The sequence below is a fragment of the Paraclostridium tenue genome, assembly GCF_039521565.1.
Classification (GTDB): domain Bacteria; phylum Bacillota; class Clostridia; order Peptostreptococcales; family Peptostreptococcaceae; genus Paraclostridium; species Paraclostridium tenue.
On record NZ_BAAACP010000021.1, the window covers coordinates 1 to 20,557 of the forward strand.

At 26.8% G+C, this 20,557-nt stretch carries 20 protein-coding genes; 16 read left to right on the forward strand and 4 right to left on the reverse strand.

Annotated elements, in window-relative coordinates:
* From ABFX13_RS12855 to ABFX13_RS12865, 3 genes are all read left to right on the forward strand, one after another.
* Nucleotides 1-856 (forward strand): DUF5011 domain-containing protein (locus tag ABFX13_RS12855; RefSeq protein WP_346046667.1); only part of this gene is annotated, 856 nt, incomplete at its 5' end.
* 113 nt (nucleotides 857-969) lie between these two features.
* Nucleotides 970-2,829, forward strand: a complete 1,860-nt coding sequence (gene htpG / locus ABFX13_RS12860) for a molecular chaperone HtpG (protein ID WP_346046669.1) — start codon at nucleotides 970-972, stop codon at nucleotides 2,827-2,829.
* Between the two features lie 196 nt (nucleotides 2,830-3,025).
* Entirely contained in the window at nucleotides 3,026-3,538 is a 513-nt protein-coding gene (locus tag ABFX13_RS12865) for a P-loop NTPase family protein (protein WP_346046671.1), read from the forward strand.
* A 45-nt stretch (nucleotides 3,539-3,583) separates the two neighbouring features.
* On the opposite strand, the gene ABFX13_RS12870 is transcribed toward ABFX13_RS12865, so the two are convergent.
* The 3 genes from ABFX13_RS12870 to ABFX13_RS12880 form a co-directional block, all read right to left on the reverse strand.
* Nucleotides 3,584-3,721 carry a hypothetical protein gene (locus ABFX13_RS12870; protein WP_346046673.1) on the reverse strand — a complete coding sequence of 46 codons (138 nt, stop codon included), beginning with the start codon at nucleotides 3,719-3,721 and terminating at the stop codon, nucleotides 3,584-3,586.
* Between the two features lie 460 nt (nucleotides 3,722-4,181).
* Nucleotides 4,182-4,886, reverse strand: coding sequence for a DUF421 domain-containing protein (locus ABFX13_RS12875; RefSeq protein WP_346046675.1), 705 nt, complete (start codon nucleotides 4,884-4,886; stop codon nucleotides 4,182-4,184).
* Between the two features lie 253 nt (nucleotides 4,887-5,139).
* Entirely contained in the window at nucleotides 5,140-5,889 is a 750-nt protein-coding gene (locus tag ABFX13_RS12880; RefSeq protein WP_346046677.1) for an acyl-[acyl-carrier-protein] thioesterase, read from the reverse strand.
* Nucleotides 5,890-6,658: 769 nt separating this feature from the next.
* Here ABFX13_RS12880 and ABFX13_RS12885 point away from each other — a divergent pair.
* The 3 genes from ABFX13_RS12885 (at nucleotide 6,659) to ABFX13_RS12895 (ending at nucleotide 8,918) form a co-directional block, all read left to right on the forward strand.
* On the forward strand, nucleotides 6,659-6,805 hold the full coding sequence (locus ABFX13_RS12885; protein WP_346046679.1) for a hypothetical protein: 147 nt from the start codon (nucleotides 6,659-6,661) through the stop codon (nucleotides 6,803-6,805).
* 146 nt (nucleotides 6,806-6,951) lie between these two features.
* Complete coding sequence (locus ABFX13_RS12890; protein ID WP_346046681.1) at nucleotides 6,952-7,521, forward strand: sigma-70 family RNA polymerase sigma factor; 570 nt, start codon at nucleotides 6,952-6,954, stop codon at nucleotides 7,519-7,521.
* Nucleotides 7,521-8,918: a DUF4179 domain-containing protein gene (locus tag ABFX13_RS12895; protein ID WP_346046683.1), complete on the forward strand. Its 1,398-nt coding sequence runs from the start codon at nucleotides 7,521-7,523 to the stop codon at nucleotides 8,916-8,918. The genes ABFX13_RS12890 and ABFX13_RS12895 overlap by 1 nt, the downstream gene beginning before the upstream one ends.
* 33 nt (nucleotides 8,919-8,951) lie before the next feature.
* On the opposite strand, the gene ABFX13_RS12900 is transcribed toward ABFX13_RS12895, so the two are convergent.
* Complete coding sequence (locus ABFX13_RS12900) at nucleotides 8,952-9,137, reverse strand: hypothetical protein (protein ID WP_346046685.1); 186 nt, start codon at nucleotides 9,135-9,137, stop codon at nucleotides 8,952-8,954.
* Between the two features lie 194 nt (nucleotides 9,138-9,331).
* On the opposite strand from ABFX13_RS12900, the gene ABFX13_RS12905 reads away from it, so the two are divergent.
* The 10 genes from ABFX13_RS12905 to ABFX13_RS12950 all read left to right on the forward strand — a co-directional run bounded on the left by ABFX13_RS12905 (nucleotide 9,332) and on the right by ABFX13_RS12950 (nucleotide 20,511).
* On the forward strand, nucleotides 9,332-9,883 hold the full coding sequence (locus tag ABFX13_RS12905) for a glycerol-3-phosphate responsive antiterminator (protein ID WP_346046687.1): 552 nt from the start codon (nucleotides 9,332-9,334) through the stop codon (nucleotides 9,881-9,883).
* Nucleotides 9,884-10,089: 206 nt separating this feature from the next.
* The gene (locus ABFX13_RS12910; protein ID WP_346046689.1) at nucleotides 10,090-10,860 is read left to right on the forward strand and encodes an MIP/aquaporin family protein; all 771 of its coding nucleotides are present in this window, start codon (nucleotides 10,090-10,092) and stop codon (nucleotides 10,858-10,860) included.
* A gap of 48 nt (nucleotides 10,861-10,908) precedes the next feature.
* A complete protein-coding gene (gene glpK / locus ABFX13_RS12915) occupies nucleotides 10,909-12,444 on the forward strand; it encodes a glycerol kinase GlpK (RefSeq protein WP_346046691.1) in 1,536 nt (511 codons plus the stop codon).
* Between the two features lie 153 nt (nucleotides 12,445-12,597).
* Nucleotides 12,598-14,058, forward strand: a complete 1,461-nt coding sequence (locus ABFX13_RS12920) for an NAD(P)/FAD-dependent oxidoreductase (RefSeq protein ID WP_346046694.1) — start codon at nucleotides 12,598-12,600, stop codon at nucleotides 14,056-14,058.
* Nucleotides 14,048-15,292 carry an NAD(P)/FAD-dependent oxidoreductase gene (locus ABFX13_RS12925; RefSeq protein WP_346046696.1) on the forward strand — a complete coding sequence of 415 codons (1,245 nt, stop codon included), beginning with the start codon at nucleotides 14,048-14,050 and terminating at the stop codon, nucleotides 15,290-15,292. Before ABFX13_RS12920 ends, ABFX13_RS12925 begins: the two co-directional genes overlap by 11 nt.
* A 2-nt stretch (nucleotides 15,293-15,294) precedes the next feature.
* Nucleotides 15,295-15,693 (forward strand): DUF1667 domain-containing protein, encoded by a 399-nt coding sequence (locus tag ABFX13_RS12930; protein WP_346046698.1) that lies wholly within the window; start codon nucleotides 15,295-15,297, stop codon nucleotides 15,691-15,693.
* Between the two features lie 192 nt (nucleotides 15,694-15,885).
* Nucleotides 15,886-16,776, forward strand: a complete 891-nt coding sequence (locus ABFX13_RS12935) for a hypothetical protein (protein WP_346046700.1) — start codon at nucleotides 15,886-15,888, stop codon at nucleotides 16,774-16,776.
* A 296-nt stretch (nucleotides 16,777-17,072) separates the two neighbouring features.
* Nucleotides 17,073-18,452 carry a peptide MFS transporter gene (locus tag ABFX13_RS12940; RefSeq protein ID WP_346046702.1) on the forward strand — a complete coding sequence of 460 codons (1,380 nt, stop codon included), beginning with the start codon at nucleotides 17,073-17,075 and terminating at the stop codon, nucleotides 18,450-18,452.
* A gap of 187 nt (nucleotides 18,453-18,639) precedes the next feature.
* Nucleotides 18,640-19,620, forward strand: coding sequence for a hypothetical protein (locus tag ABFX13_RS12945; protein WP_346046704.1), 981 nt, complete (start codon nucleotides 18,640-18,642; stop codon nucleotides 19,618-19,620).
* 135 nt (nucleotides 19,621-19,755) lie between these two features.
* On the forward strand, nucleotides 19,756-20,511 hold the full coding sequence (locus ABFX13_RS12950; protein WP_346046706.1) for a hypothetical protein: 756 nt from the start codon (nucleotides 19,756-19,758) through the stop codon (nucleotides 20,509-20,511).
* The last annotated feature ends 46 nt before the right edge of the window (nucleotides 20,512-20,557 follow it).

The following is a 20,557-nucleotide window of genomic DNA, read 5'->3' on the forward strand; positions in this document are numbered from 1 at the left end:
AGTAATAAGTGGAGCAAACAATATAAGTATTATAGAAGGAACTAAGTTTGACCCAATGAAAGGTGTAACAGCTACTGATACTGAAGATGGAAATATAACTAAAGATATCAAAGTTACAGGTATTGTAGATACAAAGAAGCCAGGAAAATATGAACTAACATATACAGTAACAGATAAATATGGAAATACGACCACAGTAAAAAGAATAGTAATAGTAAATCAAAAAGAATCTATATTAAATAATGCTCCAATATTAGAATTAAAAACAAATGACGTAACTATAAATAGTGGAGAAAAAGTAAATTTATTAGACTTTGTATCTAAAGCAGAGGACAAAGAAGATAAAAATTTAAATTTAAGTGATGTGAAATACATTATAAAAAATATGAATGGAAGCAGTGAAACAAATATAAGTGAACCAGGAAAGTATGAAGTAATATATTCATTGACAGATTCACAAGGTAAAACAACTACTAAAAAATTGATATTAAATGTAGTTAAAAAACATCAACATAATGAAAGTACAAATAATAGTAGTAGTAATAGTGAAAATAATAATGTAGGTAATAACAGTAGTAGCACCAATGAAAATAATAATGTAGGTAATAACAGTAGCAGTAACAATGAAAATAATAATATAGGTAATAACAGTAGTGGTAACAATGAAAATAATAATTTAGATAATAAAAATAGTAGTAGTACTGAAAATAATAACTTAAATGGTAATGAAACTTTAAAACGATCAAATAAGAATTACTTAAATCCAATAACAGGAGATACTGGAGTTTTAGGTTATATGGGAATAGGACTAGCTTCATTAGTAGGATTACTTATAAATAGAAAGAAAAATAAATAATTAAATTAGCACTCTAGGCTTGACAGTGCTAATGAAGGTGTTAAAATAATAAACATGGGGGACAATTTTATCCCGATATTTATTTTAAAAAGATAAACTTAGGAGGAGATAAAATGGAAAACAAAAAAGGAAACATATCAATACATACAGAAAATATATTTCCAATAATAAAAAAATGGTTATATTCTGATAAAGATATATTTATAAGAGAACTTATAAGTAATGGCTGTGATGCAATAAACAAATACAAGAAGTTAGTTTCTTTAGGGGAAATAGAAAATAATAAAGATGAAGAATATAAAATAACTGTAACTATAGATAAAGAAAACTCAGCACTTATATTTGAAGATAACGGTATCGGTATGACTGAAGAAGAAGTTCAAAAATATATAAATCAAGTAGCTTTTTCAGGAGCTGAAGATTTTGTTAATAAATATAAAGATAAAATGAGTGAAGAAAGTGATATAATAGGCCACTTTGGACTAGGATTTTACTCAGCTTTCATGGTAGCTAAAAAAGTTCAAATAGACACATTATCATATAAAGAAAATGCAGATGCTGTAAGATGGATAAGTGAAGGTCAAACAGAATATGAAATAGGTTTAAGTGATACAAGAAAAACAAGAGGAACAACTATAACACTATTTTTAGATGATGAAAGTAAAGAGTTTTTAGGAGAGTATATAGTAAGAAATACAATAGACAAATACTGTTCATTCTTACCAGTAGATATATACTTAAAAGTTAGTGATAAAGAAGAAAAAGATGAAGATATAAAACCTTTAAATGATACAAGACCTTTATGGTTAAAATCACCAAAAGATTGTACTGATGAAGAATACAAAGAGTTTTATAAAAAAGTATTTAAAACATTTGACGAACCGCTATTTTGGATACATCTAAATGTAGACTATCCATTTAACTTAAAAGGAATATTATACTTCCCTAAATTAAAAAATGAGTTTGAGCTTATAGAAGGTAAGGTAAAATTATACAACAACCAAGTATTTGTTGCAGATAATATAAAAGAAGTTATACCAGAGTTTTTACTATTATTAAAAGGTGTAATAGACTGCCCAGACTTACCATTAAATGTATCTAGAAGTTTCTTACAAAATGATAAAGATGTAAGTAAAATTTCTAAGCATATAGTTAAAAAAGTTGCAGATAAATTAAAATCATTATACAAAAATGAAAAAGAAAACTACGAAAAATTCTGGGATGATATACAAGTATTCATTAAATTTGGATGCTTAAAAGACCAAGGATTCTATGATAAGATAAAAGATATTATATTATTTAAGACTATAAATAATGAATATGTAACTCTTAATGATTATTTAGAAAACTGCAAAGAAAAACATGAAAATAAAGTGTTCTATGTAAGTGATGAAGAGCAACAATCTCAATATATAAAACTATTTAAAGATTATGGACTTGATGCAGTAATACTAGATTCTAGTATAGATAACCACTTTGTATCATTTATTGAATTTAAAAATCAAGGAGTTACTTTCAATAGAATAGATGCTGATTTATCTGATGTTTTAAAAGATAAAAAAGAAGATGAAAACAAAGAAGAAAAAACTGCTATAGAAAACTTATTTAAAGATTTAGTTAAAGATAAAGTTAAAGCTTACTCAGTAGAAAGTTTAAAAAGTGAAGATACTACAGCTATAATTTTAGTGTCAGAACAATCAAGAAGAATGGCTGAAATGAAGTCTCAATTTGCTGGAATGGACCTTGGCATGAATTTTGAAGAAGAAAAGACTTTAGTTATAAATGACAATAGTCCAATAATTAAAAAGCTTGTTAATTTAAAAGATGATGAAAGTAAAAAAGAAGAATTATTATTAATTTGTAATCAAATAGTAGATATAGCTTTACTTGCTAATAAAGAATTAGACTCTAGGGAACTAGATGAGTTTATAAAGAGAAACAATAAACTTATGAATATGGTAATATCTTTATAAGATAAAAAAATAGCCTCAAAATAACTGTTATAGTTAATTTTGAGGCTATTTTTATCATAGGTATTTATATAGATGTATTAGTGAGTTAATTGAATTACCATATATAGTATAGGAGTTATGATAATAGTAACTACTTTATTAATAGGAATATATATAGCGAATTAAATCTGATTAGATTAATATGGAGGGGGTTAAAATGAAGATTGCAATAATTGGATATAGTGGAAGTGGAAAATCAACGCTTTCTAGACAACTTGCAAAACATTATAATATACCCGTTTTATTTCTTGATACAGTTAATTTTTTACCCAATTGGGTTATGCGTGATAGAGATGAAGGTCGTTTAATAGTTTGGGATTTTATGCAAAATGATTCTTGGGTAATTGATGGAAATTATAGTGACTTTTTTCAAAGAGAACGATTAGAACAAGCTGATAAAATAATTTTTCTTAATTTTCCACGTAGAATCTGCATGTATAGAGCATTAAAAAGATATTTTAAGAATAAAAACACAACTCGCGAAGATATGGCTAAGGGTTGTATAGAGAAAATGGACTTAGAATTTATTTGGTGGATTCTTCATAAAGGACGTACTAAAGAAAAGTGCAATCATTATAAAAAGATAGAAGAAGATTTTAAAGGTAAGATAGTAGTTTTAAAAAGACCAAAAGAGGTTAGATTGTTTTTACAAAATATAATTAACTCATAAATAATTATAATTTTTAAAATATATAATAAAAATTTAAAAGTAGGATTATGTCCTACTTTTGTATTCACTAAAAATTTTATATTTATACATAAATCCTTCTAACATTAAAAGCTTGTGATCATCACCCTTTTTTAAATCAAAACTTCTACCCATCTGTTCTACTGTATATTCTTTAGATTCCATATAATTTATAAAACTCTCAGCATTTCTACTTATGTACCTTAGTGGATCATCTGAGATTTTTTCAACCTTATCGTCACTTAAAGTTAATTTTATAATACTTTTAATCCTATAAATGGATTTGCTATTTTTGATGAGTAGGATACAAATCCTAAGAATAAAACTATAAAACAAATTGTTAAACTTAAAAATATAGATTTTTTATTCAAATAAATTTCTCCACTTTTATATAATTTGAAATAATATAAATAATGATTTGTATTTAAACATCTACAATTATTAAATTATATCATAAATACTTTAATTATAAAGTTACGAATAAATTAGGTGGTAATTATAAAAGTAAGTTTAATTTTGTTTAGAATAAGCAATAATGATTTGTATTATAAATGAATGAGGTTTTTAGAATAAAAGAGGCTTAAACTAATCTTTATATAAATGGATATGTTTACGCCTCAATAAATTATTTATATAAAAAAACTTTTAGGTTATCTTTATTATCAAGTGTGGCAAGCAAAACATTTTTTACTTCAGTTTGATATAAATTTTCTAATTTAGAAACAACCCAAGCTTCATCTTTATTAAGTTTTTTTAGCTCATTAAAATTAATTTTACCTTCTTTAATAATTGTTTTTGAGAAAGTAAAAGGTTGTGTTTTTATACCCAAAGCTGAAGGTGTAATTGGTTCATATTCTGGATGCAAAAAAACAGAGATTTTACCATCAGGCTCCCAAGTTGCTAATGCTATCTTTTTAACATCATCTACTTTTTCTTCACGTAATTCTTCTAGTAATACATCAATAGATATTCTTGCTTTTTTTAAGCCATTATAGAGGATTTCGCCATTTTGAACTACTGTAATTGGTGAATTACTAATAAGTTTTCTAAGCGATGGAAATTTAAAAATGATAAATACTCCACTAATATATAGGACAATTAATACAAGTGTTGTAATTATTGAACCTTCTAATCCAAGTTTTTCATCAGATAACGGATGGGCAATAATATTCCCAATTACTAAAGTAATAGCAAAATCAAGTAGTCTTAATTGAGAAATGGAACGTTGCCCTAAAAGTTTTGCAATAGCCAGTAAAAAGAAAAAAGCAATGACAGCACGAAGTATCCAGCCCATTATGCTAAGTGTTTCCTGACCATGTAAAAATTCCATATAAAATAACTCCTTTATCTAAAAGATTTAATGCTTATGTTATTTTAACCAATAATTAATAAAAAAATTAGGTTCTAATAGCTAAATTTATAATAGGGATACTTTAGTTGTATCAATGTATATATAAGAATATCATGTAACTGGAGTTTTAAATAATAGATAATGTTTAAAAAATTTGATAAATAAAAAATTAAAAATGGATATGTTACAGATAAATAACATGTCCATTTTTAATTTAAAGAATAAAACTATATTATTTTTTCTTCCATATAAATTGCAATTTTGTAAGAAGATTTCCGTTGTTATTTGTGATCTTATGAACTGTAGTGATATTGTTATTATCATTATTAATTACTTCAGATGAAATATGTAATGTGTCTCCATAAGTTGTTTCTTTTTTAAATAGTACTTTAATATTAAATAATTTATATTCATTTAAAATAAATCTAGGTAAAGTATCCATTGCCATTTCCATGTACTTTACATTATTGACATGTCCATTAGAATCTATATCACTATATCTAACAGGATAATCTTTGGTATAATCCTCTTTTTGAATTTTAGGAAGATCATCTAAAGGAGGTACTTCAACTAATTCTCCATTAAGTCCATATATTTGGCTTTGGGTAGAGGATATTCTCATAGGACGTCTTTTTTCAAAATCTATTAATATAGCTGTTGAAAAAGCTTCACATATAACTTTTCCCTCAGAGTTTTTTATAGTATTTTGTCTATAACCATAAAACTTTTTTGAACCTAATACTTTTGTATCAACAGTTATTGTATCTCTAAATTTAGGGTATTCATATATAGTTATATTATACTTTAAAAGTACCCAAATACATTGATTATGAACAAAGCCTTCTTTAGTTTCTCCTAAATAATCAGACTGAGATATAACAACATCCCATAAAAAATCTACTAAAGATGAAAATTTGCATTTATGATTAGAATCAACATTAAAAATATTTATTTTGTATTCCTTTTTAAAAATATGGTTCAATTAGGTTTCCTCCTTTTATAAAGTTGATATGTATTTTATATTAAATATTATATCAAAATAAAAAAATTTCATATTACCTAAACTTTGACAATTAGTATAAATTTTATTCTAATTTTTACTTATAGCAAAAGAATATTGTTATTGAGATTTATGTTTTAGAAGTGAAAATATTGTAAGTTTATCCATAGTGAGTATATTTCTGGAATATAATTAGAAATTCAATATTATTATGGTATACTTAAAATAAATTGTAATGCAGATTACTTTCTGTGTTAAGTTTGTTTTCTGTTAAAAGCAGGAATAGCAATAGCTGTTCCTGCTTTTTATTTTATTAAATTGGAATATATAAATATTATAGGTTAATAATCTTTGTATTGGATAATTATAAATTATATAAATTTAAACGTACTAATATATTAAGTAAAAAAGATTATATTTGTTGTTGATAAAAATATTAGAAAAGGAAAGTATATGGATAAATTATAAATAAGAAAAACTTTTGAAAAAGGTTATAATTGTTAACAAGTTATTCTTTCATACTATACAAAATATTTAGGATTAGATGAGAAAACAGCTTTAAATATATTAAAAGATATTTTATAAAAAGATAGGATTTAAAGAGATAATAAAAGTAATTACTATAAAATTAGTAATTACTTTTATTATATAAAATTTAAAAGACGAAAAAGTATTAGTTGGAATTTGAGTTATGTAAGAAGCAGTATTTAATAAAATTGAGGAAGTAGAGGTTGAAATGGAAGGAAGTTAAATGGCACAAGTTGCTTATTTAAATAAAGTACCTTTTGTAATACTTCGTTCAATATCAGATAAAGCTAAAGGAGAATTTTATTTATCATATGAAGGTTTTTACCAATATAAACAAAAAATACTAGTACATTACTTGAAGAATTTATAAAACTTTATTAAAATTGTATAGCCAAAGATAAAAATGAACTCTATTTAAATAGAGTTTATTTTTATGTAAAAAATAATAAAACTTTGCAACTATATAAGTGCTTTATGAATCTAATATATGTAATCGTGGTTATGGGGGAGGATAAAATGATTGAAAACATAGCTATTAAGAAAATAAGATTTTTAAATAAAAAGAAAGAAGAATATAGGGAATATCAATTAGTAAATAAAGCAAAAGAGGGGTGCGATGAATCTTTTGAAAAACTTATAAATAACTATAAGGAATATCTTTATAAAACTGCATTTTTATATGTTAAAAATGAACATGATGCACTTGATATTTATCAAGAAACAGTATATAAGGCATACATAAATATTTCAAAGTTAAGAAATCCCAACTTCTTTAAAACTTGGCTAACAAAGATACTTATTAACAATGTAAATATTAAACATAGACATTATAGTAAATTTCAAGATGAACAAGTAGAAGATTTTTTAGGGGAAATTTCTTATTCAAATATAGAAGAAAATATAGATTTATATGATGCAATAGATTCTTTAGAAGAAAAATATAAAACTCCAGTAATACTTCAATACTTTCAAGACTTAACTATATCGCAAATTGCACAAGTTATGGAATGTAATGAAAATACAGCTAAATCGTATATAAGAAGAGCCAAGAAAAAGTTATACGATATATTGAAGGAGGAAAAATAATGAGTAAATTTGATGAGATAAAGATTCCAGAAAGTATAGACGAATTAACTAAAAAGGCAATGAAAAAAGGAAAAGATTATAAAAAGAAAAGAAAGTATAAAAAGATAATGATTGCATCATTTACAGGTTTAATAATTGGAACAGGGGCAATCAGAGTAAGTCTAATAAATCCTGCTATAGCTGAGTCAATACCTATGATACAAGAAATAGTAGATTATTTTAGTCATAATGAAAAATCTTTATATAAATCTGACAAAGATGATTTAGAAAACTTAGGAAAGGATTTAAACTTAACTGTAAATGATAAGGGAATAGAATTTACAATAGATAGTGTATCTGTTGATGATAATTACATAACTGTATTTTATACTGTAAAAAGTGATAAAAATATAAAAGAAATAAATAAATATTATAAAGACCCTTACTTTGCAAGTCCAACTATATGTACTGCATATATAGGTGGTAAGAATATAATACCAGACGGATTTATAGAGAAAGAAGCAACCTATATATCAAATAATGAGATAAGAGGAATTCAAAAAATAGATATAAGTTATATAAATATAAAAAATGATACAGAGGTTGAGTTTCGTATAGATGAAATATTTGAAACAGAGGGTAATTGGAAAATATCTACTAAAATTGATAAATCAAAAGCTATTTCTAAAACTCATAATTACAAAGTAAATAAGAATTTTAAATTTAAGGAAACTCTTGATTATGAGGGTAAGAAGGTAAATGTAAAACATAAAGTAAATATAGAAAAAGTGATTATATCTCCATTAGCTAATAAGATATTAATTAATGAAAAAATTAATAAATCTTTTGAATACTGGGAACCTATTATGGGAAATAGGTTTGCATTATTTGATGAAAATGGCAAATCTTTAGATGTATTAGAGAAAGGAGAGACTGGAGTTGACCCTAGAACTGGAATAGCAACTAATTCATACGAATTCTTAAAAGCAGACAAAGATACAAAAACATTGACTTTAGTACCTATATCTTATGATGAGAATACAAAAGATAAGATGTTAAAACCTCAAGGTATAGATAATTTGCCAATAGTATTTGAAACTAGCAAATATGGAAAAGTAGTTATAGAAGATATTCAAATTACAGATAAAGAAATAAGATACACTTATTATAAAGATGGTGTAGTACGAGGTTACCCTCATTTATATTTCTTTGATGAAAATGATAAGGAAATACAATTTGATATACATTTAAAAGAATCTTTAGATAGACATACAGGTAGATATACAACTATATTTGATATAGGAAATTCTAAAAAAAATACTTCTAAAATAAAAGATATAAAAAAAGTATCAACATATACAGATAATAGTATGAATTTATTATATGACCAACAAATGAAATTTGATTTAGTAAAATAGTAATAAGCCACTATTTTTACATAGTGGCTTATATTAATTTATATTGCTTTTTATAAAATTTTCCAATGATGATTTATCCTTTGTTATTTTTTCTAAATTAACTCCATACTCATTCTTATGAGTATCTACTAACTCATCTCTTTTATATGTAACACTCGTGTCATTACCAAAATTAAAATTAATTATATTTACATTTTTAACAAGTGAAAGCAAAATCATAGCATTTTATTAATTAACATTTAGCTAATAATTTTATGATAAATTAAATAAATAAAAAAATAACAAATAAATGTGAAATATTTGTAATAAATTTAAATATGCGCTATGGTAAAAATATAACGAAGAAATCGATTTTAGTTTACTAAAAAAAAGTGATATAATTAATTTAAAAAAGCAAAAAGGTGGAGGCATATATGAAAGACTTATTAGAATTAAATCCTATAATTTGTGCAATAAAAAATGATGAGCACCTTGAAGATGCTGCAAATTCGGATGGAGATATTGTATTTTTATTAAATGAAGATATTCTTAGTTTAAAGGATAAAATAGAATTTTTACATAAGCATAATAAAAAAGTATTTGTACATATTGATATGATTACAGGAATATCATCAAGTCCTATAGCTGTAGATTATATGAAAAAGGAATTAAACTTAGATGGAATTATAACTACTAAGACAAATATAGTAAAAAGAGCAATAGAACTAGATTTAAAAGTTGTCCAAAGATTTTTCTTTATAGACTCAATGTCACTTGAAAATGCAATTGAAAGTTTAAGAAAGGTAAAACCTGATGCAATTGAAGTCATGCCTGGAGTAATTCAAAAAGTAATTAAAAAAATGAATAAAACATATCCAAACATACCTATAATATGCGGTGGACTTATAGATAGCAAAGAAGAAATAATAAATGGATTAGCGTCAGGAGCAATGGCTATATCTACTACAGACGTTGAAATATGGTAATTTAAAAACATAATAAAAATTAAATATTATAAAAAATTAGTTTATTAAATATCTAACAAGTTATCTTATTGACTGGAAAATGTTTTCGTGATAGCATTTAATTAAATTAATACTGGCTAGAGACAAGAGAGCCCTATAAAACTATAGGTGCTCTCTGTTTTTTTTAACTAATTAGCTAAAGGTAAATATCAAAGGGGGAATTTGAGTTGAAGAAGACACTACTAGGAGAGTGTATATCTGAATTTATTGGATCATGGATATTAATATTTATAGGATGTGGAGCAGTAGCATCTATGGTTTTAAGTGGAGCAAGTGTTTCACAGTGGGAAATAGGTATAATTTGGGGGCTAGCAGTTACAATAGCCATATATGTAACTGGAGCTGTATCAGGAACTCATATAAATCCAGCTGTAACCATTGCATTGGCAGTACATAGGGATTTTCCAAAAAATAAGATAATTCCATATATCATATCTCAAATATTAGGTTGTTTTGCAGGAGCAGCAACAGTTTATTTATTGTTTAATAAGTTGTTTACATCATTTGAAAGCACTCATAACATAGTAAGAGCAGGTGCAGATGGACTTAAAACAGCTTCAATATTTTCTACATATCCAAATGCAGCATTAAATTCATTTGATGCACTACTTGTAGAAACGTTTATAACTATGCTATTGGTAATTGTAATACTAGCAGTAGGAGAAGAGAAAAACTCAAATAAACCTATGTCAAATTTAGCACCAGTTTTTATAGGTATAACAATAGCTATAATAGGAGCTAGCTTTGGAGTTTTAACAGGATTTGCTATGAACCCAGCAAGAGACTTTGGACCAAAATTATTTGCAGTTATAGCAGGTTGGAAAAGTGGTGCACTAGGACCTAATATGTATTTTTGGGTACCAATAGTTGGACCGATAATAGGAGCAGTTTTAGCAGGTTATGTATTTGATAAAGGAATAAAAAGATACATGAAATAGAATATATATCATCAAAGTTTAAATAAATAATCATTGGAGGCAAACAATATGAAAAAATATATGATGGCATTAGATCAAGGAACTACAAGTTCAAGAGCTATATTATTTGACAAGGAAGGTAATTTAGTTGCAACATCACAAAAAGAGTTTACTCAATTTTATCCAAAACCAGGATGGGTAGAACACAATCCTATGGAAATATGGGGTAGTCAAAGTGGTGTAATGAGAGAAGTTTTAGAAACTAACGGTATAAAGCCAGAACAAGTTTGTGGAATTGGTATAACAAATCAAAGAGAGACAACTATAGTTTGGGATAAGAACACAGGAAAACCAGTATACAATGCAATTGTTTGGCAATGTAGAAGAACATCTCAAATATGTGATGAGTTAGAAGCTAAAGGATACAAAGAAAAAATAAAAGAAAAAACAGGATTAATACTTGATGCATATTTTTCAGGAACTAAAATAAAATGGATACTTGATAATGTTGAAGGTGCCAGAGAAAAAGCTGAAAATGGAGAGTTATTATTTGGAACAGTAGATACTTGGTTAATATGGAATTTAACTCGTGGTAAAGTTCATGTAACTGATTATTCAAATGCTGCAAGAACTATGCTATATAATATAAAAGAATTAAAATGGGATGATGAAATATTAGAAATTTTAGATATACCAAAGAGTATGTTACCAGATGTAAAACCATCTAGTTATATATATGGACATACTGATGAACATATGTTAGCAGGAGCTCAAATTCCTATAGCAGGATGTGCAGGAGACCAACAAGCTGCCTTATTTGGTCAAACCTGTTTTGAAGAAGGGTGTGCTAAAAACACTTACGGAACAGGTTGCTTTATGCTTATGAATACAGGAGAAAAAATAGTTGAATCTAAAAATGGATTATTAACAACTATAGCTTGGGGTGTAGATGGAAAAGTTGAATATGCTCTTGAAGGAAGTATATTCATAGGAGGAGCAGCTATACAATGGTTAAGAGATGAACTTAGAATTTTATTTGATGCTCAGCAAAGTGAGTTTTATTCTCAAAGTATAGGAGATACTAATGGTGTGTATGTAGTACCAGCTTTTGCAGGACTTGGAGCTCCTTATTGGGATATGTATGCTAGAGGATGTATTATGGGACTTACTCGTGGGGCAAATAGAGCTCACTTAGTTCGTGCTACATTAGAGTCAATTGCATATCAAGTTAAAGATGTATTAAATGCTATGCAAGAAGATTCAGGGCTTAATCTTAAAAATCTTAAAGTTGATGGTGGAGCTAGTGCTAATAACTTCTTGATGCAATTTCAATCAGATATACTAAATGTTAATATAAATAGACCTAAGGTTCTTGAAACTACTGCAATGGGAGCGGCATATCTTGCAGGACTTGCTGTAGGATTTTATAAAGATAAAGAAGACATAAAGAAATCTGTAACAATAGAAAGAGAATTTGAACCACATATGAGTGAAGAAAAGAGAAAAGTACTATATAAAGGATGGAAAAGAGCAGTAGAAAGATCACTTTTATGGGCTAAAGAAGATGAAGAATTCGAAAAAGAATTAGCAAGTGTAAAAAATTAATGACAAATAAAATTGTTTATGATACAATAGAGTTACAAGTTAGGAAAACGATTTAAAAAAGATTAAAAATGAAATATTATGGCTAAGAGATGAGAGAGCCTTCTATACAATGTATAGGGGGGTCTCTCTATTTTTTTTCAAGGAGGCAAAATTATGTATGATATAGCAATAATCGGTGCAGGTATAAGTGGTAGTTCTATAGCAAGGGAATTATCAAAATATAATTTGAAAACTGTAGTAATAGAAAAAGGTGTTGAAGTTTGCCAAGGAACTACTAAATCAAACAGTGCTATAGTACATGGTGGATATGATGCGAAAGTTGGTAGCTTAAAAGCTAAACTAAATGTTAAAGGAAATAGTTTATACAAAGATTTATGTGATGATTTAGATGTAGATTTTAAACAAATAGGTTCTTTAGTTTTAGCATTTGATGAAGAAGAAATGGAACATGTAAAAGCTTTATATGAAAGAGGATTAGAAAATAAAGCTACCGGGTTAAAAATATTAAACCGAGAAGAAGTAATAGAGATTGAACCTAATGTTAATAAAGATGTGGTTGGTGCTCTACTTTGTGAAAGTGCAGGAATTGTTTGCCCTTTCAATTTAAATATAGCGCTTATGGAAAATGCTATGTTAAACGGAGTAGATTTAAAATTAGAATCAGAGGTTATAGATATAGAAAAGATAGATGATTATTTTAATATAAAAATAAAAAATAAAGATGATATAAAAGCTAAATACGTTATAAATGCAGCAGGAGTTTATGCTGATAAAATAAACAACATGATAGGTGGAGATGAATACTTTATAATACCTAGAAAAGGTGAATATAAGATATTAGATAAGAGTGAAGGTAAAATTGCAAATCATGTTTTATTCCAATGTCCAAGTGAAAAAGGAAAAGGTGTTTTAGTTACTCAAACTGTACATGGAAATTTATTAGTTGGACCAAATGCTACGGTTGTTGATGACAAAGAAGATATATCAACATCAAGAGAAGGAATAAGTGAAATAGTAAACAGTTCAAGAAAAACTATCGAAAATATAGATTTTAGAAAAACAATAACAAGTTTTGCAGGTCTTAGAGCAACTCCAAATACAGGGGATTTCATGATATTTGCTTCAGATAAATGTAAAAACTTTATAAATGTTGGTGGTATAGAATCCCCTGGTCTTGCATCAGCACCAGCAGTTGCAAAATACGTTGTAGAAATTCTTAAAGAAGAAGGTTTAGATTTAAATGAAAAATTAAACTTTAAACCGAAAAGAAAGAAAAACAAACCTTTTATAAAAATGAGCCAAGAAGAAAAAGAAGAAATAATGAAAAAAGATCCAAGATACAAAAAAATAGTGTGTAGATGTGAAAGTGTAACAGAAGGTGAAATTGTAGATGCAATAAATTCATTATGTGGAGCTAGAACAGTTGATGGAGTAAAAAGAAGAGTTAGACCAGGTATGGGAAGATGCCAAGGTGGATTTTGTGGACCTAAGGTAATAGAAATATTAGCTAGGGAACTTAATATAGATGTTGAAGATGTATTAAAAGACTATGAAAACTCTAATGCAGTAGTAGGAAAATCAAAAGAATTAAGAGGTGAGTTAGTTGAAATATAATGTTGTAGTTGTTGGAGGAGGACCTGCAGGTTTAGGTGCAGCAGTTGAAGCTAAAAGAAATGGTGCAAAAGATGTACTTATAATAGAAAGAGATAGAGAACTAGGTGGTATACTTAATCAATGTATACACAATGGTTTTGGATTACATGAATTTAAAGAAGAATTAACTGGACCTGAGTATGCTCATAAATTTATTGAAATGGTTAAAGAAGAAAAAATAGACTATATGTTAAATACAATGGTTTTAAATATAAGTGAAGATAAGACTATAGAAGCTTTAGGTGAAGAAGGAATAATAAATATAAAAGCAGATGCAATAGTTTTAGCTATGGGATGTAGAGAAAGAACAAGAGGAGCAATAGACATACCAGGGTATAGACCAGCAGGAGTTTATAATGCAGGTGCAGCTCAAAGACTTTCTAACATGGAAGGTTATATGGTAGGAAAAGAAATAGTTATATATGGTTCTGGAGATATAGGGCTTATAATGGCAAGACGTATGACACTTGAAGGAGCTAAGGTAAAAGCTGTAGTTGAAATAAATCCACATTCAAGTGGTTTAACTAGAAATATAGTTCAGTGTTTAGATGACTTTGATATACCTTTAATGCTAAGCACTGGAATAACTCACATAGATGGAAAAGAAAGAGTTAAAGGAGTTACTCTTTGTAAGTTAGATGAAAATAGAAATCCTATAAAAGGAACAGAAGAATACATAAGTTGCGATACAGTGCTTTTATCAGTAGGACTTATACCAGAAAATGAGTTAAGTGTTGAAGCTGGAGTTAATTTAGATAAAAAAACTAGTGGACCTATAGTTAATAATTCTATGGCTACTAATGTAGATGGAGTGTTTGCTTGTGGTAATGTTGTTCATGTTCATGATTTAGTTGACTTTGTTACTAAAGAAAGTAAGATAGCAGGTAAAAATGCAGCACTTTATTCTTTAAATAAGTTAAATAAAGGTAATGAAGTAAAAACTGTTGCAGGAGAAGGAATTATATATATAGTTCCACAAAGTGTAAATGTAGATAGTGATGAAGATGTTAACTTATTTATGAGAGTTAGACAAATTTATAAAAATAAAAAGTTGGTTGTAAAAAGTGATGACAAGGTAATTTTAGAAAAGAAAAGACTTCATATGATACCTTCAGAGATGGAAAATATAAAAATTAGTAAAGATTTATTTAAGGATATTAAAGGAAATATAACTGTAAGTGTTGAGGAGGCTTAGTTATGAGAAATATTACTTGTACTGTTTGTCCAATGGGATGTTCTTTAGTTGTTAGTAAGGTTAATGGTGAATATAAGGTTGAAGGAAACACTTGTAAAAGAGGAGCAAAATATGGAGTAGAGGAAGTTACAAATCCTAGAAGGGTTATAACTACTACTGTTAAGTTAAATGGCGGTTATTTAAATTTACTTCCTGTTAAGACTAATGATTCTGTTCCTAAGGAGCTTATGTTTGATATTATGAAGCTTTTAGATAATGTTGAGGTTAATGCTCCAGTTAGTGTTGGAGATGTTATTGTTAAGGATGTTTTAGGAACTGGTGTGGATGTTGTTAGTGCAAAATCTATGGAAAGCTTAAATTTAAATGATGGATATGATCATGAATTAAAACATTGTATATAAATTAATAATTTAAATTAGATGCTAATCGGGGGCGCTTGGATTAATATGTAAATATCGCTTAAGCTTATATATTCATCCTTCGCTAACTTCGGTTAGCATTTTTTATTTTATTTAAATATCTTTAATTTTGAATTATTTACTTTAATACAATTATACGATATATTATAAATGTAAAATATAGGGAGGGGTTAAATGGGAAATAAAGAATTACGTTTAAAGGGGAAAGAAATAATAAAAAATAATAAAAATGTAGTGAATAAAACATTTTTTATAACGATGATTTTTATGGCAATATTATTTATTATACTAAATCCAATAATAAAAAATATTGTAGGCATTATAATGAAATCTATTAAGTTAGATGGTGGGGAATATATGGGATATAAGCAATTGTTAGATATGATGAGTATAGGAATAAGTCTGATGATTGTTACTTTATTTTCTGATTTTATATTGTGCTCTTTATCGCTAGATTTGATAAGAAATGAACCTTTTAATAAAGAATCAATAAAATCTAGACTTAACTTAATAGATAAATATTTAGTTGCTAAATTGATAAGTTTTGCAATTCAATCTTTATGGTATACAGTTTTAAATTTAATAAGAATCTTAATCTCTGCAATAGTTTTAGTGGGAGCATTTAGCTTATTAGCAGAGATTTCAAGTAATAGTGGTAGTGTTTCTTTTAAAGTACAATTTTACTTTATGTTGATATCTACTGTTTTTCTTGTATTTTTCATATTTAGTATAAATGTTATTATTTTCTCAGAAACATTTATACTTCCATTTATTGCATTAGATAATCAAAATAATTTTAATAAGAAAGATATATTTAAAACTTACAGGACTGTCATGAAAAAAAATAGAATTAAATCATTTAAGTTAATGTTTGGATTTATTCCACAAGGAGTACTATTACTATTTGGAGTTTTGATTTTTTACCATGCAGTTAATGCGCTAAATTATACTATGATATTAATATTATTAGGTATTATGACACCATTAATTATGGCATTATATCCTAAAATAATGATAACTTTAGCACTAGCTTATGAAAGAATGTATAATTACTCAGAGGTATAAGTTAAAATATATAATCTGTATCAAATATAATTTGGTACAGATTTTTTTATTTTAGAATATAAAGTTTATGTAAAAATTCGTAGAAATAAAAAATATAATATCGAAATTACTCTAAAAATGTATTGCGTGTGAATATGCGTTGTGCTACCATTTACCTTGAGGGAAGAAATAAAAAAGAAGGATGTAAATATTTCAAGAAAACGATTTATATAAATATCACCATATCTTTCAAAAGAAAGAATTTGGATAATGATATACATAAAAATTACTATCACAATCGAAAGGGGTTTAGGGTTATGAGTACAACAGTAGAAAAGAAGAAGAATAAGTTTCCTTTAGGATTTTATTTTTGTGCAACGACTTTCTCATTTGAGAGAGCAGCATATTATTCTTCAAAGTTTTTAATTTATGCATTTCTTACTGCAACTGTACTAACAGGAGGTCTTGGTATAAGTAGAGGAGAGGCTGCAAAGATGCAAGCTGACCTTGTTGCATTTACATATCTTTCACCAATAATTGGGGGGTACATATCAGATAGATGGATAGGAGCTAGATATACTATACCTTTTGGAATGTTTATTATGGCAATAGGCTATTATTTAGGTTCAATAGCTGATTCAACTTTAATGATAGGTATTATGATAGCTTTAGTTTCAATTGGGACTGCATTTTTTAAAGGTAACGTTTCAGCTGTAGCTGGACAATTATTTGATGATAAAGAAAAACTAGATGCAGCCTTTTCAGTACAATATTCTTTTGTTAATATAGGGTCTTTTGTAGGAACTACAGCGGTTGGTATATTATATGCGAAAACATTTGCTCATAATGGAGTACTTGGATTTTCTCAATGTTTTTTAGTTGCATCAATTTTATGCGTAATAGGTGGGATATGGTTTATTATAGGATGGAGATTTTTAGGTAATGCAGGAAAAAGACCATTCAAAGAAGGAGTAGTTGCTGAGAAAGTTGAAACTAAAGACAAAACTCCTTTAACAATTATTGAGAAAAAAAGAGTTTGGGCTATAATACTTGTATCTGTATTTTCTGTACTTTTCTGGGTATTTTGGTATTTAGCTTATCTTGCAGTTTATGATTATGGTAAATTATATGTGGATTTAAATATTGGAGGATTTGAAGTTCCTATTGTTTGGTTTGACTCTTTAAATGGTTTAGTTTGTATAGCATTAGGACCAGTTCTTGCTGGACTTTGGTTAAAACTTTCTAAAAGACCACAAGGGGATATGAGTTTGTTTAAAAAGACTGCTTTTGGATTAATATTTTTAGGATTTTCATTTTTTATGCTTGTTGGAGCTGAGTTTTCAAGAGGAATAGGAGCTTCTGAGGCATTTAAAGCTAGTATAGGTTGGTTGATTGCATTTGCAGTGCTTTTAAGTTTAGGAGAGATGTTTTTCTCACCACTTGGAAATTCATTTGTAAGTAAGTATGCACCTAAGAAAATGCTAGCTGTTTTAATGGGAGTATGGACATTTGCCACTTTCTTAGCTGGTAAAGGATATGGATATATTTATGATTTTACTCTTCAATTTAATATGATTAAAGTTTACACTACAATTCCAATTATAATGTTTGTTGCAGCTGCAGCATTATTTATATTTGATAAGAAGTTAAGTAGTCTTGTTGAAGATGATGATGATTCATCATCAGAAGCCGCTTAATAAAAATAAATAAAAACCCTAGGTAGAAAAATACTGCTTAGGGTTTTGAATTTTATTTTTATAAAGAATCATTATAATAATAAAAAAATTTTGAAAAAATGAACATTTTTAAAAACCATATTCAAATCAATATAAAGTGATATTATTATAAGTAAATAGAAATACATATATAAAAGGGGATATGGATATGGTAAATTACTACAAAATATTAGCTTTAAACAGTGGTAAAAAAGATTGGATGATTGATGAAATCAGGCAAGGTAGATTGAGATTTGGATGGAGCAAAAAGGGAAATGATTTAAGAGTTTTAGCAAATAAAAAAGAAAAGACAGATGAAGAAAAAATAGCTTGGAGAAAGGCTAAGTTTATCTTAGAAAAACTTAAAAAAGATGATGTATTGATAGTTCAATTAGAAAGACCACTTCGTAAATTTATGGTGGTAAAGGTAGTTGAAGTTAATGGTAGTATATATGATTTTGATGGAGAACAAGATGACTTTAATCATATAATTTATTGTAAACCTATAACAAACAATGAAGTGAATATAGATTCAAATTACAATAGTAAAATATTTAAACATGATATGACAAAAAGAGGCAGTCATTATGAAATATACAATGAAGATACTATAGAAGAAATAAATTATTTTATAGTTCATAAAATTTGGGAAGAACCAGATTTTAATGTGAAATCTATTTTACAAATAGAACTTGAAAAAACACATGAAAAACTAGTATCCGATGTTGTAAAATTATTAGCTAACGATTGGAAATCAAAAGATTTTGATATATTAGTTTCAAAGGTATTTAGTGCTATAGATGGAGCTGATGTTATAATTAGAGAGCTTAAAGATGATTGGGATATTTTATTAGAAATTAAAAATCCTATATTAAATTCTAAACCAATAGAAATTCCTGTAATTTGTAAAAATTATAGCGGAGAGATTAATGTAGAAGATACAATAAGAGATTTAGAAAGATGTTTAAGAGAATACAGTAGTAATAGTGTTTATTTAGTTATGCTTGGAACTTTAACAGAGGAGTTAGTTGAAGCTGTTGAAAAAAGTAAAGAAAATATGATTAAAGAATTAGGTAAGCATATTGACTATGAAATTATAGATGAAAGAGAATTTGCTAATTTATATCTTTCTGTAGTTGAAAAATTATAAACTAAAAAGATATATGAAAAATGAGGAATAAATAGGGTCCTCATTTTTTTATTATATATAATCCACAAAACGACATATATATTAAAGTCAAACTGATATAATATATTAAAAATATTGTATAAAGGGAGATATTATATGGGTAAGGCTCAAAAAATAGTAGCAGGCATTATGATAGTTATGACTGTATTTTTGGTAGTATTTTTAAATATGGATACTACAGGTCATAAAATGAAGTTTAAAGAAGATAAAATAACAATTAATGGAGAGTCAATAAAAATAGAAGATATTGAAAGTGTTAAGCTTTTAGAAGATGTTCATATTGGAAATAAAATTAATGGAACTAATACTTTTGCTTATACAAGAGCAATTTGTCAGGTAGATGGAGATAAAAAAGCATCAGTATATGTTTACAATAAAAGTAAACCATATATAAAAATTATAAGTAAAGGAAAGATGGTTATATACAATGATAAAGAAAGCAATGAAACAGTAAAAACTTATAATGATTTAATAAATAAATATAATATTAAAGAAAATTTAAAAGTTAATGAGGAAAAATTTTTATATGAATCTAAAGATAACCTAACTGTATATACAAGTATTATGCCATCAACTTTTGTTTTTGTTTGTTTAGGTATATATTCATTAAAAAGAAAAACTCCTATGCATTTTTGGGCGGGAAGCACTGTAAGTAGTGACGAAATAAGTGATGTTAAGGCATACAATAAAGCTAATGGAATTATGTGGATTTGTTATGGATTATCATTTTTATTAATTCCAATATTAGGAGAAAAGTTTGGAAGTATAACTATGGCAATACTTGTATTATTTGTAGTAGTTGCTTTGATTTTAACTTATAAAATTATATACAATAAATACAAAGTGAAATAAATTAAAATTTAAAAGGGGTTGTTTCAAAGTTTATAATTACTTGAAA

Excerpts from the sequence above, each read along its gene's own strand:
- ABFX13_RS12950 (WP_346046706.1), top strand. The coding sequence starts at position 19,756 with ATGGGTAAGGCTCAAAAAATAGTAGCAGGCATTATGATAGTTATGACT.
- ABFX13_RS12875 (WP_346046675.1), bottom strand. The coding sequence starts at position 4,886 with ATGGAATTTTTACATGGTCAGGAAACACTTAGCATAATGGGCTGGATA.
- ABFX13_RS12865 (WP_346046671.1), top strand. The coding sequence starts at position 3,026 with ATGAAGATTGCAATAATTGGATATAGTGGAAGTGGAAAATCAACGCTT.
- ABFX13_RS12945 (WP_346046704.1), top strand. The coding sequence starts at position 18,640 with ATGGTAAATTACTACAAAATATTAGCTTTAAACAGTGGTAAAAAAGAT.
- ABFX13_RS12900 (WP_346046685.1), bottom strand. The coding sequence starts at position 9,137 with ATGATTTTGCTTTCACTTGTTAAAAATGTAAATATAATTAATTTTAAT.
- ABFX13_RS12890 (WP_346046681.1), top strand. The coding sequence starts at position 6,952 with ATGATTGAAAACATAGCTATTAAGAAAATAAGATTTTTAAATAAAAAG.
- ABFX13_RS12905 (WP_346046687.1), top strand. The coding sequence starts at position 9,332 with ATGAAAGACTTATTAGAATTAAATCCTATAATTTGTGCAATAAAAAAT.
- ABFX13_RS12935 (WP_346046700.1), top strand. The coding sequence starts at position 15,886 with ATGGGAAATAAAGAATTACGTTTAAAGGGGAAAGAAATAATAAAAAAT.
- ABFX13_RS12920 (WP_346046694.1), top strand. The coding sequence starts at position 12,598 with ATGTATGATATAGCAATAATCGGTGCAGGTATAAGTGGTAGTTCTATA.
- ABFX13_RS12930 (WP_346046698.1), top strand. The coding sequence starts at position 15,295 with ATGAGAAATATTACTTGTACTGTTTGTCCAATGGGATGTTCTTTAGTT.
- ABFX13_RS12885 (WP_346046679.1), top strand. The coding sequence starts at position 6,659 with ATGGCACAAGTTGCTTATTTAAATAAAGTACCTTTTGTAATACTTCGT.
- ABFX13_RS12940 (WP_346046702.1), top strand. The coding sequence starts at position 17,073 with ATGAGTACAACAGTAGAAAAGAAGAAGAATAAGTTTCCTTTAGGATTT.
- htpG (WP_346046669.1), top strand. The coding sequence starts at position 970 with ATGGAAAACAAAAAAGGAAACATATCAATACATACAGAAAATATATTT.
- ABFX13_RS12870 (WP_346046673.1), bottom strand. The coding sequence starts at position 3,721 with ATGGAATCTAAAGAATATACAGTAGAACAGATGGGTAGAAGTTTTGAT.
- glpK (WP_346046691.1), top strand. The coding sequence starts at position 10,909 with ATGAAAAAATATATGATGGCATTAGATCAAGGAACTACAAGTTCAAGA.
- ABFX13_RS12895 (WP_346046683.1), top strand. The coding sequence starts at position 7,521 with ATGAGTAAATTTGATGAGATAAAGATTCCAGAAAGTATAGACGAATTA.